The organism is Bacillus sp. AFS053548, assembly GCF_002575105.1.
In the GTDB taxonomy this organism is placed as follows: domain Bacteria; phylum Bacillota; class Bacilli; order Bacillales; family Bacillaceae_G; genus Gottfriedia.
Genome location: NZ_NUHI01000026.1, coordinates 291,623 through 307,247, shown reverse-complemented (window position 1 = coordinate 307,247; position 15,625 = coordinate 291,623). Strand labels below are relative to the sequence as shown.

20 protein-coding genes are annotated in these 15,625 nt (G+C 31.7%); 16 read left to right on the top strand and 4 right to left on the bottom strand.

Translation table 11 applies throughout. From position 1 onward, the window contains the following. Window positions 1-60 precede the first annotated feature (60 nt). Together ctaG and CN946_RS14910 are read left to right on the top strand one after the other, a co-directional pair. Window positions 61-960, top strand: coding sequence for a cytochrome c oxidase assembly factor CtaG (ctaG, locus tag CN946_RS14915; protein ID WP_141437780.1), 900 nt, complete (start codon window positions 61-63; stop codon window positions 958-960). 11 nt (window positions 961-971) lie between these two features. Beyond that, window positions 972-1,436 (top strand): DUF420 domain-containing protein, encoded by a 465-nt coding sequence (locus CN946_RS14910; protein WP_098427073.1) that lies wholly within the window; start codon window positions 972-974, stop codon window positions 1,434-1,436. Between the two features lie 60 nt (window positions 1,437-1,496). Here CN946_RS14910 and CN946_RS14905 read toward each other — a convergent pair whose 3' ends face one another. Next, window positions 1,497-1,868: a YugN family protein gene (locus CN946_RS14905; RefSeq protein ID WP_069035575.1), complete on the bottom strand. Its 372-nt coding sequence runs from the start codon at window positions 1,866-1,868 to the stop codon at window positions 1,497-1,499. 176 nt (window positions 1,869-2,044) lie between these two features. On the opposite strand from CN946_RS14905, the gene CN946_RS14900 reads away from it, so the two are divergent. The 6 genes from CN946_RS14900 to CN946_RS14870 all read left to right on the top strand — a co-directional run bounded on the left by CN946_RS14900 (window position 2,045) and on the right by CN946_RS14870 (window position 5,819). Beyond that, window positions 2,045-3,088 (top strand): CAP domain-containing protein, encoded by a 1,044-nt coding sequence (locus CN946_RS14900; protein WP_098861882.1) that lies wholly within the window; start codon window positions 2,045-2,047, stop codon window positions 3,086-3,088. Between the two features lie 115 nt (window positions 3,089-3,203). Beyond that, window positions 3,204-3,617, top strand: coding sequence for a YlbD family protein (locus CN946_RS14895; protein WP_098861881.1), 414 nt, complete (start codon window positions 3,204-3,206; stop codon window positions 3,615-3,617). Between the two features lie 11 nt (window positions 3,618-3,628). Next, window positions 3,629-3,910: a YlbE-like family protein gene (locus CN946_RS14890; RefSeq protein ID WP_069035578.1), complete on the top strand. Its 282-nt coding sequence runs from the start codon at window positions 3,629-3,631 to the stop codon at window positions 3,908-3,910. A 75-nt stretch (window positions 3,911-3,985) separates the two neighbouring features. Further along, window positions 3,986-4,558 (top strand): histidine phosphatase family protein, encoded by a 573-nt coding sequence (locus CN946_RS14885; protein ID WP_098861880.1) that lies wholly within the window; start codon window positions 3,986-3,988, stop codon window positions 4,556-4,558. 61 nt (window positions 4,559-4,619) lie between these two features. Continuing rightward, window positions 4,620-5,075 carry a YlbF/YmcA family competence regulator gene (locus CN946_RS14880; protein ID WP_056468453.1) on the top strand — a complete coding sequence of 152 codons (456 nt, stop codon included), beginning with the start codon at window positions 4,620-4,622 and terminating at the stop codon, window positions 5,073-5,075. Between the two features lie 471 nt (window positions 5,076-5,546). Further along, window positions 5,547-5,819: a YlbG family protein gene (locus tag CN946_RS14870; RefSeq protein WP_056468449.1), complete on the top strand. Its 273-nt coding sequence runs from the start codon at window positions 5,547-5,549 to the stop codon at window positions 5,817-5,819. Window positions 5,820-5,996: 177 nt separating this feature from the next. Here CN946_RS14870 and CN946_RS14865 read toward each other — a convergent pair whose 3' ends face one another. Then, a complete protein-coding gene (locus CN946_RS14865) occupies window positions 5,997-6,386 on the bottom strand; it encodes a DUF7147 family protein (protein WP_098861878.1) in 390 nt (129 codons plus the stop codon). Between the two features lie 369 nt (window positions 6,387-6,755). On the opposite strand from CN946_RS14865, the gene rsmD reads away from it, so the two are divergent. Beyond that, entirely contained in the window at window positions 6,756-7,313 is a 558-nt protein-coding gene (gene rsmD / locus CN946_RS14860; RefSeq protein WP_098861877.1) for a 16S rRNA (guanine(966)-N(2))-methyltransferase RsmD, read from the top strand. Between the two features lie 17 nt (window positions 7,314-7,330). Beyond that, window positions 7,331-7,822 (top strand): pantetheine-phosphate adenylyltransferase, encoded by a 492-nt coding sequence (coaD, locus tag CN946_RS14855; RefSeq protein WP_098861876.1) that lies wholly within the window; start codon window positions 7,331-7,333, stop codon window positions 7,820-7,822. A 103-nt stretch (window positions 7,823-7,925) separates the two neighbouring features. Here the strand turns inward: coaD and ylbJ are convergent, their stop codons facing one another. Then, on the bottom strand, window positions 7,926-9,179 hold the full coding sequence (ylbJ, locus tag CN946_RS14850; RefSeq protein WP_098861875.1) for a sporulation integral membrane protein YlbJ: 1,254 nt from the start codon (window positions 9,177-9,179) through the stop codon (window positions 7,926-7,928). Window positions 9,180-9,319: 140 nt separating this feature from the next. Here ylbJ and CN946_RS14845 point away from each other — a divergent pair, with 140 nt between their 5' ends. After that, window positions 9,320-10,126 carry a patatin-like phospholipase family protein gene (locus tag CN946_RS14845; protein ID WP_098861874.1) on the top strand — a complete coding sequence of 269 codons (807 nt, stop codon included), beginning with the start codon at window positions 9,320-9,322 and terminating at the stop codon, window positions 10,124-10,126. Beyond that, entirely contained in the window at window positions 10,101-11,126 is a 1,026-nt protein-coding gene (locus CN946_RS14840) for a SepM family pheromone-processing serine protease (RefSeq protein ID WP_098861873.1), read from the top strand. Before CN946_RS14845 ends, CN946_RS14840 begins: the two co-directional genes overlap by 26 nt. Before the next feature lie 94 nt (window positions 11,127-11,220). Here the strand turns inward: CN946_RS14840 and CN946_RS14835 are convergent, their stop codons facing one another. After that, complete coding sequence (locus CN946_RS14835) at window positions 11,221-12,456, bottom strand: nucleotidyltransferase (protein WP_286133949.1); 1,236 nt, start codon at window positions 12,454-12,456, stop codon at window positions 11,221-11,223. Window positions 12,457-13,243: 787 nt separating this feature from the next. On the opposite strand from CN946_RS14835, the gene CN946_RS14830 reads away from it, so the two are divergent. The 4 genes from CN946_RS14830 (at window position 13,244) to CN946_RS14815 (ending at window position 15,588) form a co-directional block, all read left to right on the top strand. Continuing rightward, on the top strand, window positions 13,244-13,759 hold the full coding sequence (locus CN946_RS14830) for a YceD family protein (protein WP_098861871.1): 516 nt from the start codon (window positions 13,244-13,246) through the stop codon (window positions 13,757-13,759). A 55-nt stretch (window positions 13,760-13,814) separates the two neighbouring features. Then, the gene (gene rpmF / locus CN946_RS14825; protein ID WP_025672195.1) at window positions 13,815-13,988 is read left to right on the top strand and encodes a 50S ribosomal protein L32; all 174 of its coding nucleotides are present in this window, start codon (window positions 13,815-13,817) and stop codon (window positions 13,986-13,988) included. Window positions 13,989-14,162: 174 nt separating this feature from the next. Continuing rightward, window positions 14,163-14,930, top strand: a complete 768-nt coding sequence (locus tag CN946_RS14820; RefSeq protein ID WP_098861870.1) for an enoyl-CoA hydratase/isomerase family protein — start codon at window positions 14,163-14,165, stop codon at window positions 14,928-14,930. Between the two features lie 76 nt (window positions 14,931-15,006). Beyond that, a complete protein-coding gene (locus tag CN946_RS14815) occupies window positions 15,007-15,588 on the top strand; it encodes an RsfA family transcriptional regulator (RefSeq protein ID WP_098861869.1) in 582 nt (193 codons plus the stop codon). Window positions 15,589-15,625 lie beyond the last annotated feature (37 nt).

Sequence of the window (15,625 nt, the reverse complement as noted above, 5' to 3'; positions counted from 1 at the left end):
TAATTTAAACATTAGGTAAAAATAATAAGTGTGAATAGAATAATTAAAGGGTGTGCATTCATGATTAGCTTAGGGATGTTCGGGTTTAAAGCACTTTGGAGTCCATATTTATTTGTGTTTTTAGTTTTAGTCATTTTAGGTTATTTTTACATAATTAATAAATTTAAAGATAAAAACCATGTTACTGAGACTAAACAAAAGGTGTATTTCGTAATTGGAATTTTGTTAGTGTACACCGCACAAGGCAGTCCAATCGATTTAATTGGTCATATAATTTTTAGTGCACATATGACTGAAATGGCAGTATTATACTTAGTTGCACCGATCTTTCTTATTAATGGTATTCCAGATTGGTTATGGAGAAACATACTAAAACCTAAATTCGTTAATTCGTTTTTTACTTTTGCTACAAAACCATTAATAGCTTTACTTATTTTTAATGTAGTATTTTCGATTTACCATTATCCATTAGTATTTGATACTGTAAAAACGAATAATGTCTATCATTTCTTATTTACAAATATATTATTTTTTATGGCAGTATTTATGTGGTTTCCTGTTATTAATAACTTACCTGAAAGACAAACACTTTCTGATATCCAAAAGATTGGTTATATGTTTGGAAATGGTATTTTATTAACACCAGCATGCGCACTTATTATTTTTGCAGGACATCCATTTTACGCGACTTATAATGATCCAGTGTTATGGAGTAAAGCGATGGAACTTTGCGTATCACCAGATTTATTAAAATCACTAAATATTTCAGGTCCAGAAGTATTTAACTTTATGTCAGCAAGGGAAGATCAGCAGGTTGGCGGAGTTATCATGAAAATTATCCAGGAAATAGTTTATGGATCTGTTATTGGTTATAATTTTTTCAAATGGGCTAAAAGAGAACAAAATGGAAATAAAATTGATCCAATCAGTAGTAATCCGTTATTGCTTAAAAAATCGTAGGGGTGGAAAATTTGAATTCGTTACCAATTTTACCAACAATAAGTACAAGCTTTATTGTAATTAGTGCCATATTAGTTGCGATCGGCTGGTCTCTTATTGCAAAAAGAAATATAGAGGGACATAAGAAAGTTATGTTCTTTGCTGGAGTCTTTGCACTCTCGTTTTTCATTGTATACGCAACTAGAACAATCTTTATCGGAAATACTTCTTTTGGGGGACCGAAAAGTTTAAAGTTGTATTATCATATATTTTTGTTTTTCCATATATTCTTAGCTACAACAGGCGGAGTATTTGGTCTAGTATCAATTATTTCAGGATTTAAAAACAAATTAAAACTACACAAAAAAATTGGACCTATTACTAGTATTATTTGGTTTTTTACTGCAATTACAGGTGTATTCGTTTATTGTTTATTATACGTTTTCTACAAAGGTGGAGACACTACTTCAGTTATTAAAGCTGTTTTAGGATTTTAATTAAAAATAAAAGAGTGAGTAAAAGAAGTTGTACTTCTTTTTACTCACTCTTTTTAATAATTATAGAATAATGAACTTGCTTACTAGAGAAATTTGCTCTTCAGCTTTTTTAAGTAATTCTTTACTTTTATCAACGATACTTTCAGGGAAGTTTTCGCCTTCTCCGTACTCTACACCGTGAGGATAATAGTATTTACCTAAAAGTGGAGTAAGTAATTGGATTTTACCTTTACTTGACTCTACATGTCCTTCTACTGCGAAACCTTGAACGCGTAAGTAGTAGATTTCATTACGTTGTTCAAATTTATAATCGTAAGTTACTCTTTCGTAATCCCATTGACCAGCAAGGACAAAGCCTAATTCTTCCATGATTTCAGTTAATAAATTTACATTTAATACATGGTTTTCTAAATTTGTATTCTCAAATTTCATGTTATTACCCCCTAAATTACTTAGAAAAAATCCCTATTAATATAATATTATCTATGACAATATTTAGCAATGAAAAGCTGATAAATGTATTTTAACTAATTTATATATTTTTTTGAATAATTTGGCTACAATGGATATATAAACATAGAGTTAACAATTGGGAAGGGAAGATCTAAATGGAAAAGCTTATAAAACTTTTCTTTTTTACAATAAGTTTTATAACAGTTTTTATGTTCAGTCCTCTTATAAAAGATTGGATCACCAATATTTCATCATTTAAACAATATCAAAAAGTAGAAGAAGTGAATATGCCAATGATCGAAAATGCAAGTACTGAAAAAGTTACATACTCCGTTTCTCAGTATATTGGTAAAAGTGAACAAGAAATTTTAAAAACCTTTGGTAAGCCGTCAAGAAAGGTTCCTTCTCAATATGACTACGATTGGCTTGTTTATGATAAGGATGCTACAAAGTATACTCAATTTGGTGTACTTAATGGCAAAGTTGTAACAGTTTTTGTTGCTGGTAATAGAGTTGATATAACCCCATTTGTGATGGGGAGCCACTATGAAGAAACAATGGATAATGTAGCATTACATGATAAAGTCTCTTTTTCGATATTAAGTAATCAATACACATTTAAATTATCGACAACTGATTTACACGAACGTCCACTTGTTTCATTAAATAATTGCTTTGCACAACTTTATTTTGACCGTTTTACTGGAAGTTTATTAGGTGTTCGATATTTATCTCCAGAAACTTTAGTTAAACAAAAACCGTACGAGCTAATTTATAGTGGAAATTTAATAAATGCAAAAAAATTAAATACATTACAAGAAGCAATTGTTGATCGTGAAGAAGAGAGACAGATATTTAACTTAACGAATGTTTATCGTAAAAGAATGAATTTAAGTACTTTAAATTGGAATGCTGATGCTGCCAAAGTAGCTTTAGGACATAGTAAAGATATGGTCCAAAATAAATATTTTGATCACTATTCTAATTTATATGGTAGTCTAGCTGATCGTTTAAATGATGCAAATGTTCCATACAGAATCGCTGGCGAAAATATTTCTGCTAATTATGTAGATGGTATAGCATCTGTATACGGATGGATTAATAGTAAAGGTCACCGAGTAAATATGTATAAAAAAGAATATACCACACTTGGTGTTGGAGCTTTTAATAAATATTACACCCAAAATTTTATAAAATAATGGCGAAATCAAGCAAAAGCGAAAGTTTGTGCTTGATTTTTTTATTTCCATACAAGCACAAAATTATTCGAAAGACATACTTTTGTAGTAAATGCTTTTAATTGGAGTGATATGAATGGGAAGTGAAAATAATCGTCCATCTATCGAACAATTTAGGCAATTCGTTATGGAACACCCAAAACTTCGTGAGGAAGTAAAAACGGGTAAAAAAACATGGCAACAATATTTTGAAGATTGGTATTACAAAGGTGAAGACCATGAAATGTGGGATGAATACAGAAATGAAAATAATACAAAGTCTCAAAAGAAAACTGCCAAAACGGAACAATCAGAAGAAGGGTATGTTGGAAAAGTCATTTCTTTTGTGAAAAATTTAGATCCAGATCAAATACAAGGCCATTTAACAAATGTAAACTCTACTTTAACGAATATTCAACAGCTCATATCACAATTTAAATCTCCAGCTACTTCAACTAATCAAAGAGAAGAAAAGCCAGCGGCACAACAATTTAATTTTAGACAGGATTGAGGAGATCTAAAGTGAGAAAAGATGTTTTGGAATTTCTTCAGAGTGAAGAAGATTATTTGAAGTTTTTAAGACAACAACCAAAATGGTATCGTAAACTTTCTAGAAATCCTGAGCTTACTGATGAGTTTAGACTGGCTTCCCTTGAGTTTTTTGGTAAAACTATTCCACAACGAGTTGATAAATTGTCAAATCAAGTTCAAATGGCATCGTTTATGATTGACATGTTCCATGTATTAAAGGATCAACAAAGTACTAGTAGTGAATCCTCTGATACTGAATCAAATGAAGATTAAAAAAGTATAATAGTTCATTCTGTCATAGCTTTTTGCTACAATGAAGAAAGCAAGTTTTAAAAAGGAGTAGTAGTTATGACAGAAATTTGTTTAGTAAGACATGGACAAACTGATTGGAATTTTAACAATATAATTCAAGGAAGAGAAGATATTCCTTTAAATAAGATAGGTAAACAACAGGCGAATGATAGTGCATTGTTTTTAAGTGATCAAAAGTGGGATCGGGTTATTACAAGTCCATTAGTTAGGGCGCGACAAACTGCACAGGCAATTGCAGATTTTTCTAAAATTGATGAAATTATAGAGGATGAACGATTTCTAGAAAGAGAATTTGGTGAGGCAAGTGGAAAACCTATTTTAGATGTTCATGAAAACATTTATAATAATAATGTAGAAGGAATGGAAACAAATGAAGAATTAATTGATCGAGCTTTTAGTGCGTTAAAAGACATTGCTCAAAATTATGAAGGTAAACGAATTGTAATTGTTGCACATTCTCATACGATTAAAGCAATTCTACATGCGATTGATCCTGAGAAAGTTAATTTTAGGACAAAATTAAATAATGCTTGTGCAAATTTTATTGAATTAAAAGATGGTAAATGGAAGATAAATGAATTTAATATTTCTGATCACATAAAAGCTTAGGACAAGTTCTTTTATTTACGGAATCAAATGTGATATAGTTTATTCTTGGAGGTGTAAGGAAATGTATGCAACAATGGAAACCTTGCAACTTATAACAGTCTCAGAAGAACTTGCTTCAATGATCGTGCAATCGGATGTTGCAGATCAGTATCGAACTTCATATATTGCATTAAATAATGATAAAACTGCGCAAGAAATTATTAGCCGTTTTATGAAGACGAAGGATTTATATGAGGATGTTCAGCGATTTGGAAAATATCATCCAGATTATAAAGAAATTCGTAAAAAAATGAGTGAAGTTAAAAGAGAACTTCAATTAAACGATACAATCGCTGCTTTTAAGCAAGCGGAAGATCAGGTCCAATTACTTTTAGATGAGACTAGCTATTTAATTGCTCAAGCTGTTTCGCCTTCTGTAAAAGTTCCAGCTGGTAATCCATTCTTCGTCAATACAGGTGGAGGATGTAGTACTGGTGGATGTGGCACAGGTGGTAAGTGTGGATGTAAAACGAGGTAATAAATCATATTGAAAGGCTCATTATTTAGTAATGAGTCTTTTTATAATAAAATTCATTTTCTGAACCTAGTACAGTTAGCGCAATTATTTCCACAACAAAACATTTTTTTATTCGGAACGTAAAATCGATGTCTAAATACAAAATTATTATTTTCATTACGAATAAATTCAACTCGGTAAATTAGCTTAAACTGTTCAGTAATGGTTCTAGAGCAATCAATCAGTAGTTTTTTGATCGCTTCTTCGGTCTGTTGATGGTCTGTCTGAATATATAGAAAATTGGCACCGCAAATTTGTTTGTTTGAAAATAGATTAATTTGTTTATAATTTGAAATACAGTTAAAAAATTGCTCCCAAACATCATCTAACATAATTTTCAATCCTTTCTAAAAACTATTTATGAAAGTTTCGTTGCAAAAGAAATTTGGGATATGATATTCTATTTCTAACGGATTTTTAAAGGAGAAAACTATGTTCGTGCAAAGACAAGGTATTATTATTTATTTACAATCATTAAAACAAGCAAAAATGTTACGTAAATTTGGAAATATTCACTTTGTCTCTAAACGTTTGAAATACGTAGTCCTATATTGCAATATGGATGATATAGATCGAACAATAGAGAGATTGAAAAAATTTCATTTTGTGAAACGAATTGAATTGTCATATAAACCTTTTATTAAGACTGAGTACGAGAATGCAAAACCAGACGAAGCAAAGGAATATGATTATCAAGTAGATTAAAAACGATTGAATGGATCATTAATTTAGAAGGGGTAACCGATCTGAATTAAAAACCGTTCAATCGTTTTTCTTGTGGTATGGTTGAGAAGTAGGGGATAGAAAAAACTATCCCTGATTTTCTTTTATTTTATTTTATGAGAAAGATTAGAAAATAATTAATTCTATTACCATCTCTAATTATTTCATCGGTGGAATTAAGTGATTTAAGCGTAAAATTCCGATAATATATTGGTGGAATAAATCATTTTCATGGAATGAGCTTGAGTGTCTAATTTGTAATGTGATGATTTCTTTGTTTAAAGTTGTAGCTAATTCTTCAAACAACATTTCACGTTTTGTAACTGAATCTTCTTTTAATGTAATTCCTTCTCTACAATAATATATTGGCTGAAATTCGCCAATAGAAGTAGGGCTTAAGATAACAGCAAAAGAACAGCAGTTTGAGCCTTTATTTTCAGATGTTAATTTAAGTAAAAATTTAACTCTATCTATTTGCGAATTAGCAATTTCAAAAAGTTCATATAAATCTGAGTATCCTTCTCCAATTTCAATCATGCGTTGAATCATGAGTGTTCCCCCTTAAAACGTAAATACTTTACGAGTATTTAAAAACAAAGTATGGTAATAAATGCAACATTTATTCTACAGGATAATAGCATAAAAAAAAACCCCGCATTTGCAGGGCCCCTCTTATTAAAGTGTAATCACTTAAAAGAAGGCAAAGGGAGAGGAGAAACCGGAGGAAGAACTTATGGGGAAACGTAAGTCTTCTCCGCGGTTGGCAACAACATCAACTGAGATGTTGTTAAAATTAATTATTTCCAAAGTGGATGATTTTATACATTAGTAGAAGAATATGGAAATAAATGTTTTTGTTTTAGTGAAATTATGATAGGATATTTTCGTAAATTGAAATATATAGTAGGTGTAAATTAAATGAGAGTAGTGTCAGGAAAAAATAAAGGATTAAGTTTAAAGGCAGTACCTGGTATGAGTACTAGACCGACAACCGATAAAGTAAAAGAAGCAATGTTTAATATAATTGGGCCTTACTTTGAAGGTGGTATTGTATTAGATTTATTCGGTGGTAGTGGTGGACTATCTATTGAGGCTTTAAGTAGAGGGATTGAAAAAGCGATTATTGTAGATCGTGAAATGAAGGCGATAAAGACGATTAAAGAAAACTTAGCAACTTGTAATCTAACTGATTGTGCTGAAGTATATCGAAATGACGCTGAGAGAGCTGTTAAAGCGATTATTAAAAGAGAGATCCAATTTGATTTAATTATTTTAGATCCTCCTTATAAAAAGCAACAAATCGTATCATTAATTGAAACTTTTGATGAAAAAAATCTACTTGGATCTGATGGAACAATTTTAGTAGAGCATGCTACAGATGTCGAATTACCTGAAAAAATAGGGAAATTTGTACGAACAAAAGCAGAAAAATATGGAATTTGTGGCGTATCAGTGTATCATATTTGTATGGAGTAATTTTTAGGGGGTACAAGATGAAACGTATTGCTGTTTGTCCTGGAAGTTTTGATCCAATTACTTTAGGGCATTTAGATATTATTAAACGTGGAGCTAGAGTGTTTGATGAGGTAATTGTTGTCGTATTAAATAACTCAGCCAAAAATTCTTTATTTACTTTAGAAGAAAGAATAGAATTAATTACGGAAGCTACGAGTACAATTCCAAATGTACGCGTTGATTCATTTAGTGGTCTATTAATGGATTATGCGAAAAAAATTAACGCTTCTGCAATATTAAGAGGCCTAAGAGCAGTATCAGACTTTGAATATGAAATGCAAATTACAGCAATGAACAAAAAATTAGTAGATGAAATTGACACGTTTTTTGTTATGACAAATAATCAATATTCATTCCTAAGTTCTTCAATTGTAAAAGAAGTCGCAAAATATGGTGGGAATGTAAAAGACTTAGTACCAGATTGTGTAAATAGCGCATTAACAGAAAAATTTTTGAAACCTCAAGTTTAATGTAAGCTTAAGTATTTATATATAATTTATTAATGAGTAGACAGCATAAAAGAAACCTCAAGTTTGTTTAAAACTAGGGTTTCTTTTTTTATTATAAAAATGTTTAAGAAGATAACTTTTTTATATACAGTTTATAAATTAAGATGATTACATAAATGTAAAGAGAAATTAAGGTTATAAAAGAACCTGTTGAAATCAATGATTCGAGGTTTAACTGTTTCTCTGTAAAAATCTTTATAACAGGTAAAGTATTAGTAGCATTAGAAGTTAACTGATTAAGATAGAGTGGCTTCCAAAAGATAATTGCCAAAATAGGTGCAATTCCAGATTGTAATAAACGACCGATTAAATAGGGTTTAATACTTAATTTCACTTCAGAAATAATACTTGCTACCTGGGCTTGTATTGAAAAACCACCAAATCCTAAAATAAAGCTAGTTAAAGCCACTTGCTGCAATAAAGTACTATTGCCTAGTTCACTGACTAATTTAGATCCTAAAGTAATTTCAAATAATCCAGATAAAAAAGGCGTAGATAAATTGTGATTAACATTTAAATTTGAAAAGCAAAATGCAATTATTTTTCCAACATTAGATATAAATCCAATTTCAATTAAAAGCATATTAAGTACAGAAAAAACGATAATAAATCCACCAATCATTAATAATGTCTGTACGGAAGAAGCTATTGCGTCCCCTAATATTTTTCCAATCGGTCTTCTTTCACTTAATCTTTTTTCATGCATAACTTTAAAAGCGTATTTAAAGCGGTTAGAATGAATTCTTTCTTTACGAGAGTAGTTAGGTTGGTTTCTTCCATAAAACCTCATAATGAGGCCTACAATAGCGTTAGATAAATAATGACTGAGTGCAAGTACGAGCCCAACTTTTGGGTTGTGAAAAAAACCAACAGATATTGCAACAAAAATAAACAATGGATTAGATGAATTTGTAAATGAATTAAGTCGTTCAGCTTCTAATTTTGTTAATTCCCCATCTTTATATAATTTTGCAGAAAGTTTTGCACCTGAAGGAAATCCTGATGCCATTCCCATAGCCCAAACAAACGCCCCAACTCCCGGAACTCTAAATAAAGGTCTCATAACTGGCTCTAAAAATACACCAATAAATTGAACAATTCCAAAGCAAATTAGAAGTTCACTTAAAATGAAAAAAGGAAGGAGCGAAGGAAATACGATTCCCCACCACATATTTAACCCTCTTATTGACCCTTTAAATGCTACCTCTGGATGCAAAATAATTGTTGATGTAAGAAATATGAGTAATAAAAAAATTAGTAAGGTAATGAAGTGATTTCTTTTCACATATAAACCTCCAAAGATAAACTTAAAAAACATATAGATTTTTGTCTAATTGTAGTAAGACCAATATGTAGGAAATAAGATAGTAATATATGTATAAAAAAAACTTGTACAATTAAATATACGTTGCCAGAGTTCAATTTTAGACCAAAGAGTTTAATTGGAGGGGAAACAACTTGGAACCGAAAATTGGTTTAGCATTAGGTTCAGGAGGTGCACGGGGATTTGCACATGTTGGTGTAATTTCCGTTTTAAAAAAGCATAATATTCCTATAGATCTGATTGCAGGCAGTAGTATAGGTGCTTTAGTTGCTGTTTTATACGGTGCTGGTGCAGATGTAGATCGTCTATATAAAATTGCAAAAGTATTTCAATCTAAATACTATATTGACTATGTTGTTCCAAAAATGGGTTTGATTTCTGGGAACAGGGTTAAAGAGTTAATAAAAGTACTTTCATTTGGTAGAAAGCTCGAAGAATTAGATTTGCCAGTGTCGGTAATCGCTACAGATTTATTAACAGGAGAAAAAATTGTATTTCAAAAGGGAGATATTGCTACTGCAGTCCGAGGGAGTATTTCAATTCCGGGAATTTTTGTACCAGAAACATGGAATGGAAGGCTTTTGGTTGATGGTGGAGTCATCGATCGTATCCCAGTTTCAGTTGTAAAGGAGATGGGGGCGGATTTTATTATTGGAGTAGATGCTTCACCGATTCAAGTTAGTGGTGAAGTTTCGACGATCTATGACGTGATTATGCAAAGTATTGAAATAATGCAGCATGAGCTCGTTAGAAATAGAGAAATTGCTTCGAATGTTATGATTAGACCTAAATTAGACCATGTTAATTCTAGAAACTTTACTGACCTTGAAAATATTATCAAAATAGGTGAAGAAGCTACAGAAAAATTAATACCTGAGATTCTTGAAAAGATTGAGCAATGGAAGGAGAAAAATAGTGATAAAAAGGATCAGAATTCTTAATGTACTATTAGTACTTGGTATTACGCTAATTCTTTTATATTTCATTCCATTACCATACTATGTTACAAAACCAGGCTTAGCCGAGCCTTTAAGACCATATGTAAAAGTTGAAGGTGCAAAAAAAGATAAAGGTGAATTTATGCTAACGACCGTAGCAATGGGTAAGGCAAATGTCTATTCATATATTGGTACGAAAATTAATGACAATTACCATCTATACAAGATAGATGAAATAAAAGTAAAAGGTGAAAGTGATGAGGATTATCAGTTCCGCCAATTAAGGTATATGGAAGAATCAAAGCAAGCTGCGATTTTAAACGCATATAAGCAGGCTAAAAAATCTTATAAAGTGACGGAAAACGGAATAGTAGTCGTATCTGTTTTAAAGGATATGCCAGCCCATAACGTATTAATGCTAGGTGACATTATCACTAAAATCGACGGGAAAGAAATTCGTACGATAAATGATTTTACTAATACTGTAAAAATTAGAAAACCTGGTACTAATTTTAATTTAGAAGTAAGTAGAAATGGGAAAATTAAATACTTTAATATTAAAACAGAAGCTTTTAAAGACGAACCGAATCGTGCTGGAATAGGTGTTTCTATAGCAGAAAATTTAGATCTAACTACAAATCCAAAAGTTAAAATAAATTCAGAAGAGATCGGTGGACCTTCTGCGGGCCTGATGTTTGCTCTAGAAATTTATGATCAATTAAAAGACGAAAGTTTAGCAAAAGGTCATGAAATAGCTGGAACTGGAACAATTGATAAAGATGGAGTCGTTGGTCCGATTGGTGGTATATCTCAAAAAATTATTGCAGCGTCTGATTCGGGGGCAGAGATTTTCTTTGCACCAAATGAGAACGGGAAAAAGAATTCTAATTATAATGAAGCTGTAAAAAGTGCGAAAAAACATGACTTGAAAATGAAAATAATACCAATTGATACATATAACCAAGCAATCAATTATCTTGAAAAATTAAAGACAAAAAAATAATTTGATTAGAATAGGTGCATGATAAAAATGGCAGGATATAGGGGAAATCCCTAAACCTGCCATTTTTGAGTTTATAATAGTTAGTTGAAATTACTTAAGATCTACTAAATTGATTACTTTTTTCATCATAAATAATTGGATACAATGAATATTCGGTTTTTATTAATTTTTGTTGATTGTCTAATGAAAGCATCGAAGCATAAGTATGGGTTGCTTTCAAATCAGTTCTTAGTTCTTTTTGATTTTGCTGATTAATAGTCGTGTAAATTGGTAATTCAATTAATTTTTTTTTGCTATTTAAATAAGTTTTTCCCATTGAACTCATTCCAAGTAAACGAATATAAGGAACGCGATCTTTCTCTAATATTGCTGACATTTCCTTTTTTGATGTATTTGTTAAGATATGTGTTAACAATCTTTGAATTCGAGTCCAAGTATATCTCTTTGTTTTTATAGATGTCATTAACTCTTCAAAATTAAGACAGTTTAATACAGAATGTAATACTCTTCTTTCTAAACCCTCGACAGCTTCGTAAATTTCTTCAAGTTCTTCTTTAGTTGAAGTCATTAATTTATATTTCAAAAATGGTAAATATTCATTCCAAGAATGAAGAGCACCATACTCGTTTATGTATTCTTCAATTGAATCTCTAGTAAAGCTTGGAACAAAGTCAGAAATCGATTGATTGTCACCTTTTAGAATTTTTCTAATTGCTGTAGCGCTAGCGATACTATGATGATTGGTTTCTTCATCATGATAATTTGCAGCTATTCGCTGAATCGTTCTACCTTCAATTCGACTATCAAAATGTTCAATAGCTTCTAAATAATGTATTCCTAAAATATTATTTGGAAGTGATACATCTAGCTTTGATGATTCAAGATTTTTTTGTAAAGCAGTGCTATATGCAGCGGGATAGCTTAGTCCTTCATCAAGAAAAGTACGGATACTTGTATTGATTGAAGAAGTATGCTGCTTCTTTTGTTTGATTAACTCGTAAAATGTCTCAATTTTACCTTCTTCACTTCCAAAACAAACATAATCACATTTTAGAGAATCAAGAATTGAAATAGCTCCTTTGGCAAAGATGCTAGCGTGTTGAGTCGAATAGCTATAAGGTAATTCAATAACAAGATCTGCACCTGCTTGTAAAGCCAACTTTGTTCGTACGTGCTTTGGAACCACTGCGGGCTCGCCTCTTTGTAAAAATTGACCACTCATTACCGCAATAACAACATCAGCATTTGTACTTTTTTTAGAACTAGTTAAATGAAAAACATGACCATTATGTAATGGGTTATACTCTACTACTACTCCAACCGAACGCAGAGAAATGCACCTCCAATATTTACTAATTTCACGAATTTATACAATAAGAATACCAGTTTTGAGAAATAATTCGCAACCTAGTGTGAATTGTATTGAATTTTATTGTGGAAAATAATATATTAGATAGGTTACATATAAGAAGCAAGGTCAAGGGTTTAAGGGGAAAGCTAGTAACCAAGTCTAAAACTTTTAGTGATTTTTCGTCTTATGGTTATCGGGAATTCAGTCAAAGAAGTATGTATGATGTCTAGGTCCACAAGCTAGCTCTTCGGTAATATTCCATTAATCTTCGAACTGGAAAGAGCGCCACTTATTCAGCTGAATGGAGATATCTAAGAAAAGAAGCAGAAAAGATGTCTAGCTCCGGCTCCTATCTCCTCGAGGTCATAAGTCAATTTTCGTCTAAGATTAAAGTGCAAATCTTAGCTGAAGATCGTGTTATGTTTGTTGGGAATTCAATCAAAGAAGTATGTTTGATGTCTAGGTCCACAAGCTAGCTCTTCGGTAATATTCCATTAATCTTCGAAGTGGAAAGAGCGCCACTTCTTCAGCTGAATGGAGATATCTAAGAAAAGAAGCAGAAAAGATGTCTAGCTCTGGCTCCTAGCTCCTCGAGGTCATAAGTCAATTTTCGTCTAAGATTAAAGTGCAAATCTTAGCCAAAAATCGTCTTATGCTTGTCGGAGCAGAACAGTCGCCTCCGCTTTTCGGAAGTGTAAAGAAAAAATATTGACAAGTGATTATAAAGAATATATAATTTTCATTGTTGCCTTGAGGTGGTTTATTTATGAAATGGTCAGTGCACCAGTTGCAGAAATTAAGACATAAAGGTTTAAATTTAGATGAGACAATTGATGTAAGTCAAATAAAGGAACGTAATACTGATATTCGAGAGGTTTCTCCAATTCGAGTTACTGGACGAGTTGATTTTGGAACGAACCGTTATACGTTTCATTTAACAATAACTGGATATTTAATTTTACCTTGTGTAAGAACATTAGTTGATGTAAAATATCCTTTGTCGATTACCACAACAGAAACATTTTTTACAACATCTGAATGGAAAAGTGAAGATGAGAATTTTCACATCCTAGAGGGTGACGTGTTAGACTTAACCCCAGTGATTGAGGAATGTATCTTAGCCGAGATTCCAATGCAGGTTTTTGCAGAGGATGTTGAGGGGAAAGAAACAGCTCCAACGTCAGGAACAGATTGGGAAGTTAAAGAACATGTCGAAGTAGAGCAAAAAATTGACCCTCGACTTGCTGGTTTAGCAAAATTTTTTGACAAACAAGATAATTGAGAAGTACCGGATAACCGGCTTCATAACAAACACTGACTTTAAGGAGGTGGGATCAATGGCAGTACCTGCAAGAAGAACGTCCAAAACTGTAAAAAGAAAGCGTCGTACGCATTTTAAATTAGCGGTACCTGGAATGGTTGAATGCCCAAACTGTAGTGAATTAACATTAGCACACCGCGTATGTAAATCATGCGGACACTACAAAGGAAAACAAGTACTTAGCAAATAAGCTAGTCTTTGAATGAGCACATAGGAAACTATGTGCTTTTCCTTTTGCCTTTAAACGTATTTTGTCTATGATCGATTCCTCTAAAATCATGCTTCCTCTTACCTCTGCCCATTTCAATTTCTGTATAGTATAATAAAAACTAATAGGAAACTAGGTAAAGAGAGGGGGATTCCAATGTCTGAAGTAATTACTTATCAAAGAGATGAAATTGATTATATATTTTTAAATAGGCCTAATTACGGGAATTGCATTGATGAAAATACTGTAGAAAAACTTTCTGAAATTATCCGAGAAATCCGAATGAAATCCCAAAGTAAACTAGTTGTATTAACTGGGGAAGGTATGAAATATTTTTGTACAGGTGGAGATTTAAACACGATTTTAAAGTTTAAAAATAATTTAAATGGATTGGAATCTTTTAATTTAAAAATGTGTGATGTGATTTATCAAATAGCTATGTTACCTCAAATTACAATCTGTTTTATTAATGGTTATGCTTTGGGTGGCGGTTGCGAACTGGCAAGTGCATTCGATTTTAGATACGCGAGTCACAATGCAAAAATAGGATTTATTCAAGGGAGAATGGGAATCCCAACCTCATGGGGTGGAGGGACCGTACTTCAAGAAAAAATGAGTCATCAAGATTGGATTACATTACTATCATCCTCAAATATTTACACCGCATTTCAAGCTAAGAAGATCGGCTTTATTCATGAACTATCAAAAGATTTAACAGGTTTACATAATGAAAGCTTTATTAGTTTAGCTAGAAGTATTCCAGCACAAATTCATCATCAAAATAAAAAAATACTTATTCGTAAATGGACTGAGCAAAATCTTAAGAGAAGAATGGAAGAAGAAGTTATTTCTGCTATGCCACTTTGGTTTTCAGATGAACACATAAAAAATATCGAACAATTTACAAAAAAATTGGAAAAGTAATCTTCTACCTTCATTTTTTTGTGCATATGAATTAGTAAAATCTGCTTATTGCATAAGAAATTGGAGGGGATTGCAAATGGTTGCAAATCGCCAGGATGCATGGACAAAAGATGAAGATAACTACTTAGCTGAAGTAGTTTTAAAAACGATAAATGAAGGGTCAACTCAATTAATGGCATTTAAAGTTGTAGCAAAGAACTTATCAAGGACAGCTGCTGCTTGCGGTTACCGATGGAATTCTTTTGTTAGAAAGTTCTACAAAGAAGAGATTGAAAAAGCAAAAAATAGTAGTAAAAAACAAGCTGTTCCCTCAAATGAGGAAGAACCAACGCACGATTCGGAAATTATTACGAATGAGATTCACGAAGAGGGTACAACAGAAAAAGGCCATTCCGAAATAACCTTTGAGTCAGTATATAAATTCCTTGAATATTTGAGATTAAAAGTTGATGCCAGTGGACGAATTAAAGATATTCAATCTTTAGAAAAAAAGCTATTAAAATATAAACAAGAAAATGAACAATTGAAAATTGAAAAACAACAATTAGTTGAAAAACTAAATGAGCTTCAAAGTGAATATGAAAATTTATTTGATTTTTTAGATCAAAAACGAAAAATAGTAAATATTAGTACTAAAAATGACACGAAGGTAAAATAAAATGAAAAAACTCAACATCTCCTAATGGGGTGTTGAG

What these genes read in the sequence shown, in the direction of transcription:
- ctaG (WP_141437780.1), top strand. Translation starts at nt 61, where the DNA reads ATGATTAGCTTAGGGATGTTCGGGTTTAAAGCACTTTGGAGTCCATAT.
- CN946_RS14905 (WP_069035575.1), bottom strand. Translation starts at nt 1,868, where the DNA reads ATGAAATTTGAGAATACAAATTTAGAAAACCATGTATTAAATGTAAAT.
- CN946_RS14900 (WP_098861882.1), top strand. Translation starts at nt 2,045, where the DNA reads ATGGAAAAGCTTATAAAACTTTTCTTTTTTACAATAAGTTTTATAACA.
- CN946_RS14895 (WP_098861881.1), top strand. Translation starts at nt 3,204, where the DNA reads ATGGGAAGTGAAAATAATCGTCCATCTATCGAACAATTTAGGCAATTC.
- CN946_RS14885 (WP_098861880.1), top strand. Translation starts at nt 3,986, where the DNA reads ATGACAGAAATTTGTTTAGTAAGACATGGACAAACTGATTGGAATTTT.
- CN946_RS14880 (WP_056468453.1), top strand. Translation starts at nt 4,620, where the DNA reads ATGTATGCAACAATGGAAACCTTGCAACTTATAACAGTCTCAGAAGAA.
- CN946_RS14870 (WP_056468449.1), top strand. Translation starts at nt 5,547, where the DNA reads ATGTTCGTGCAAAGACAAGGTATTATTATTTATTTACAATCATTAAAA.
- CN946_RS14865 (WP_098861878.1), bottom strand. Translation starts at nt 6,386, where the DNA reads ATGATTCAACGCATGATTGAAATTGGAGAAGGATACTCAGATTTATAT.
- rsmD (WP_098861877.1), top strand. Translation starts at nt 6,756, where the DNA reads ATGAGAGTAGTGTCAGGAAAAAATAAAGGATTAAGTTTAAAGGCAGTA.
- coaD (WP_098861876.1), top strand. Translation starts at nt 7,331, where the DNA reads ATGAAACGTATTGCTGTTTGTCCTGGAAGTTTTGATCCAATTACTTTA.
- ylbJ (WP_098861875.1), bottom strand. Translation starts at nt 9,179, where the DNA reads ATGTTTTTTAAGTTTATCTTTGGAGGTTTATATGTGAAAAGAAATCAC.
- CN946_RS14830 (WP_098861871.1), top strand. Translation starts at nt 13,244, where the DNA reads ATGAAATGGTCAGTGCACCAGTTGCAGAAATTAAGACATAAAGGTTTA.
- rpmF (WP_025672195.1), top strand. Translation starts at nt 13,815, where the DNA reads ATGGCAGTACCTGCAAGAAGAACGTCCAAAACTGTAAAAAGAAAGCGT.
- CN946_RS14820 (WP_098861870.1), top strand. Translation starts at nt 14,163, where the DNA reads ATGTCTGAAGTAATTACTTATCAAAGAGATGAAATTGATTATATATTT.
- CN946_RS14815 (WP_098861869.1), top strand. Translation starts at nt 15,007, where the DNA reads ATGGTTGCAAATCGCCAGGATGCATGGACAAAAGATGAAGATAACTAC.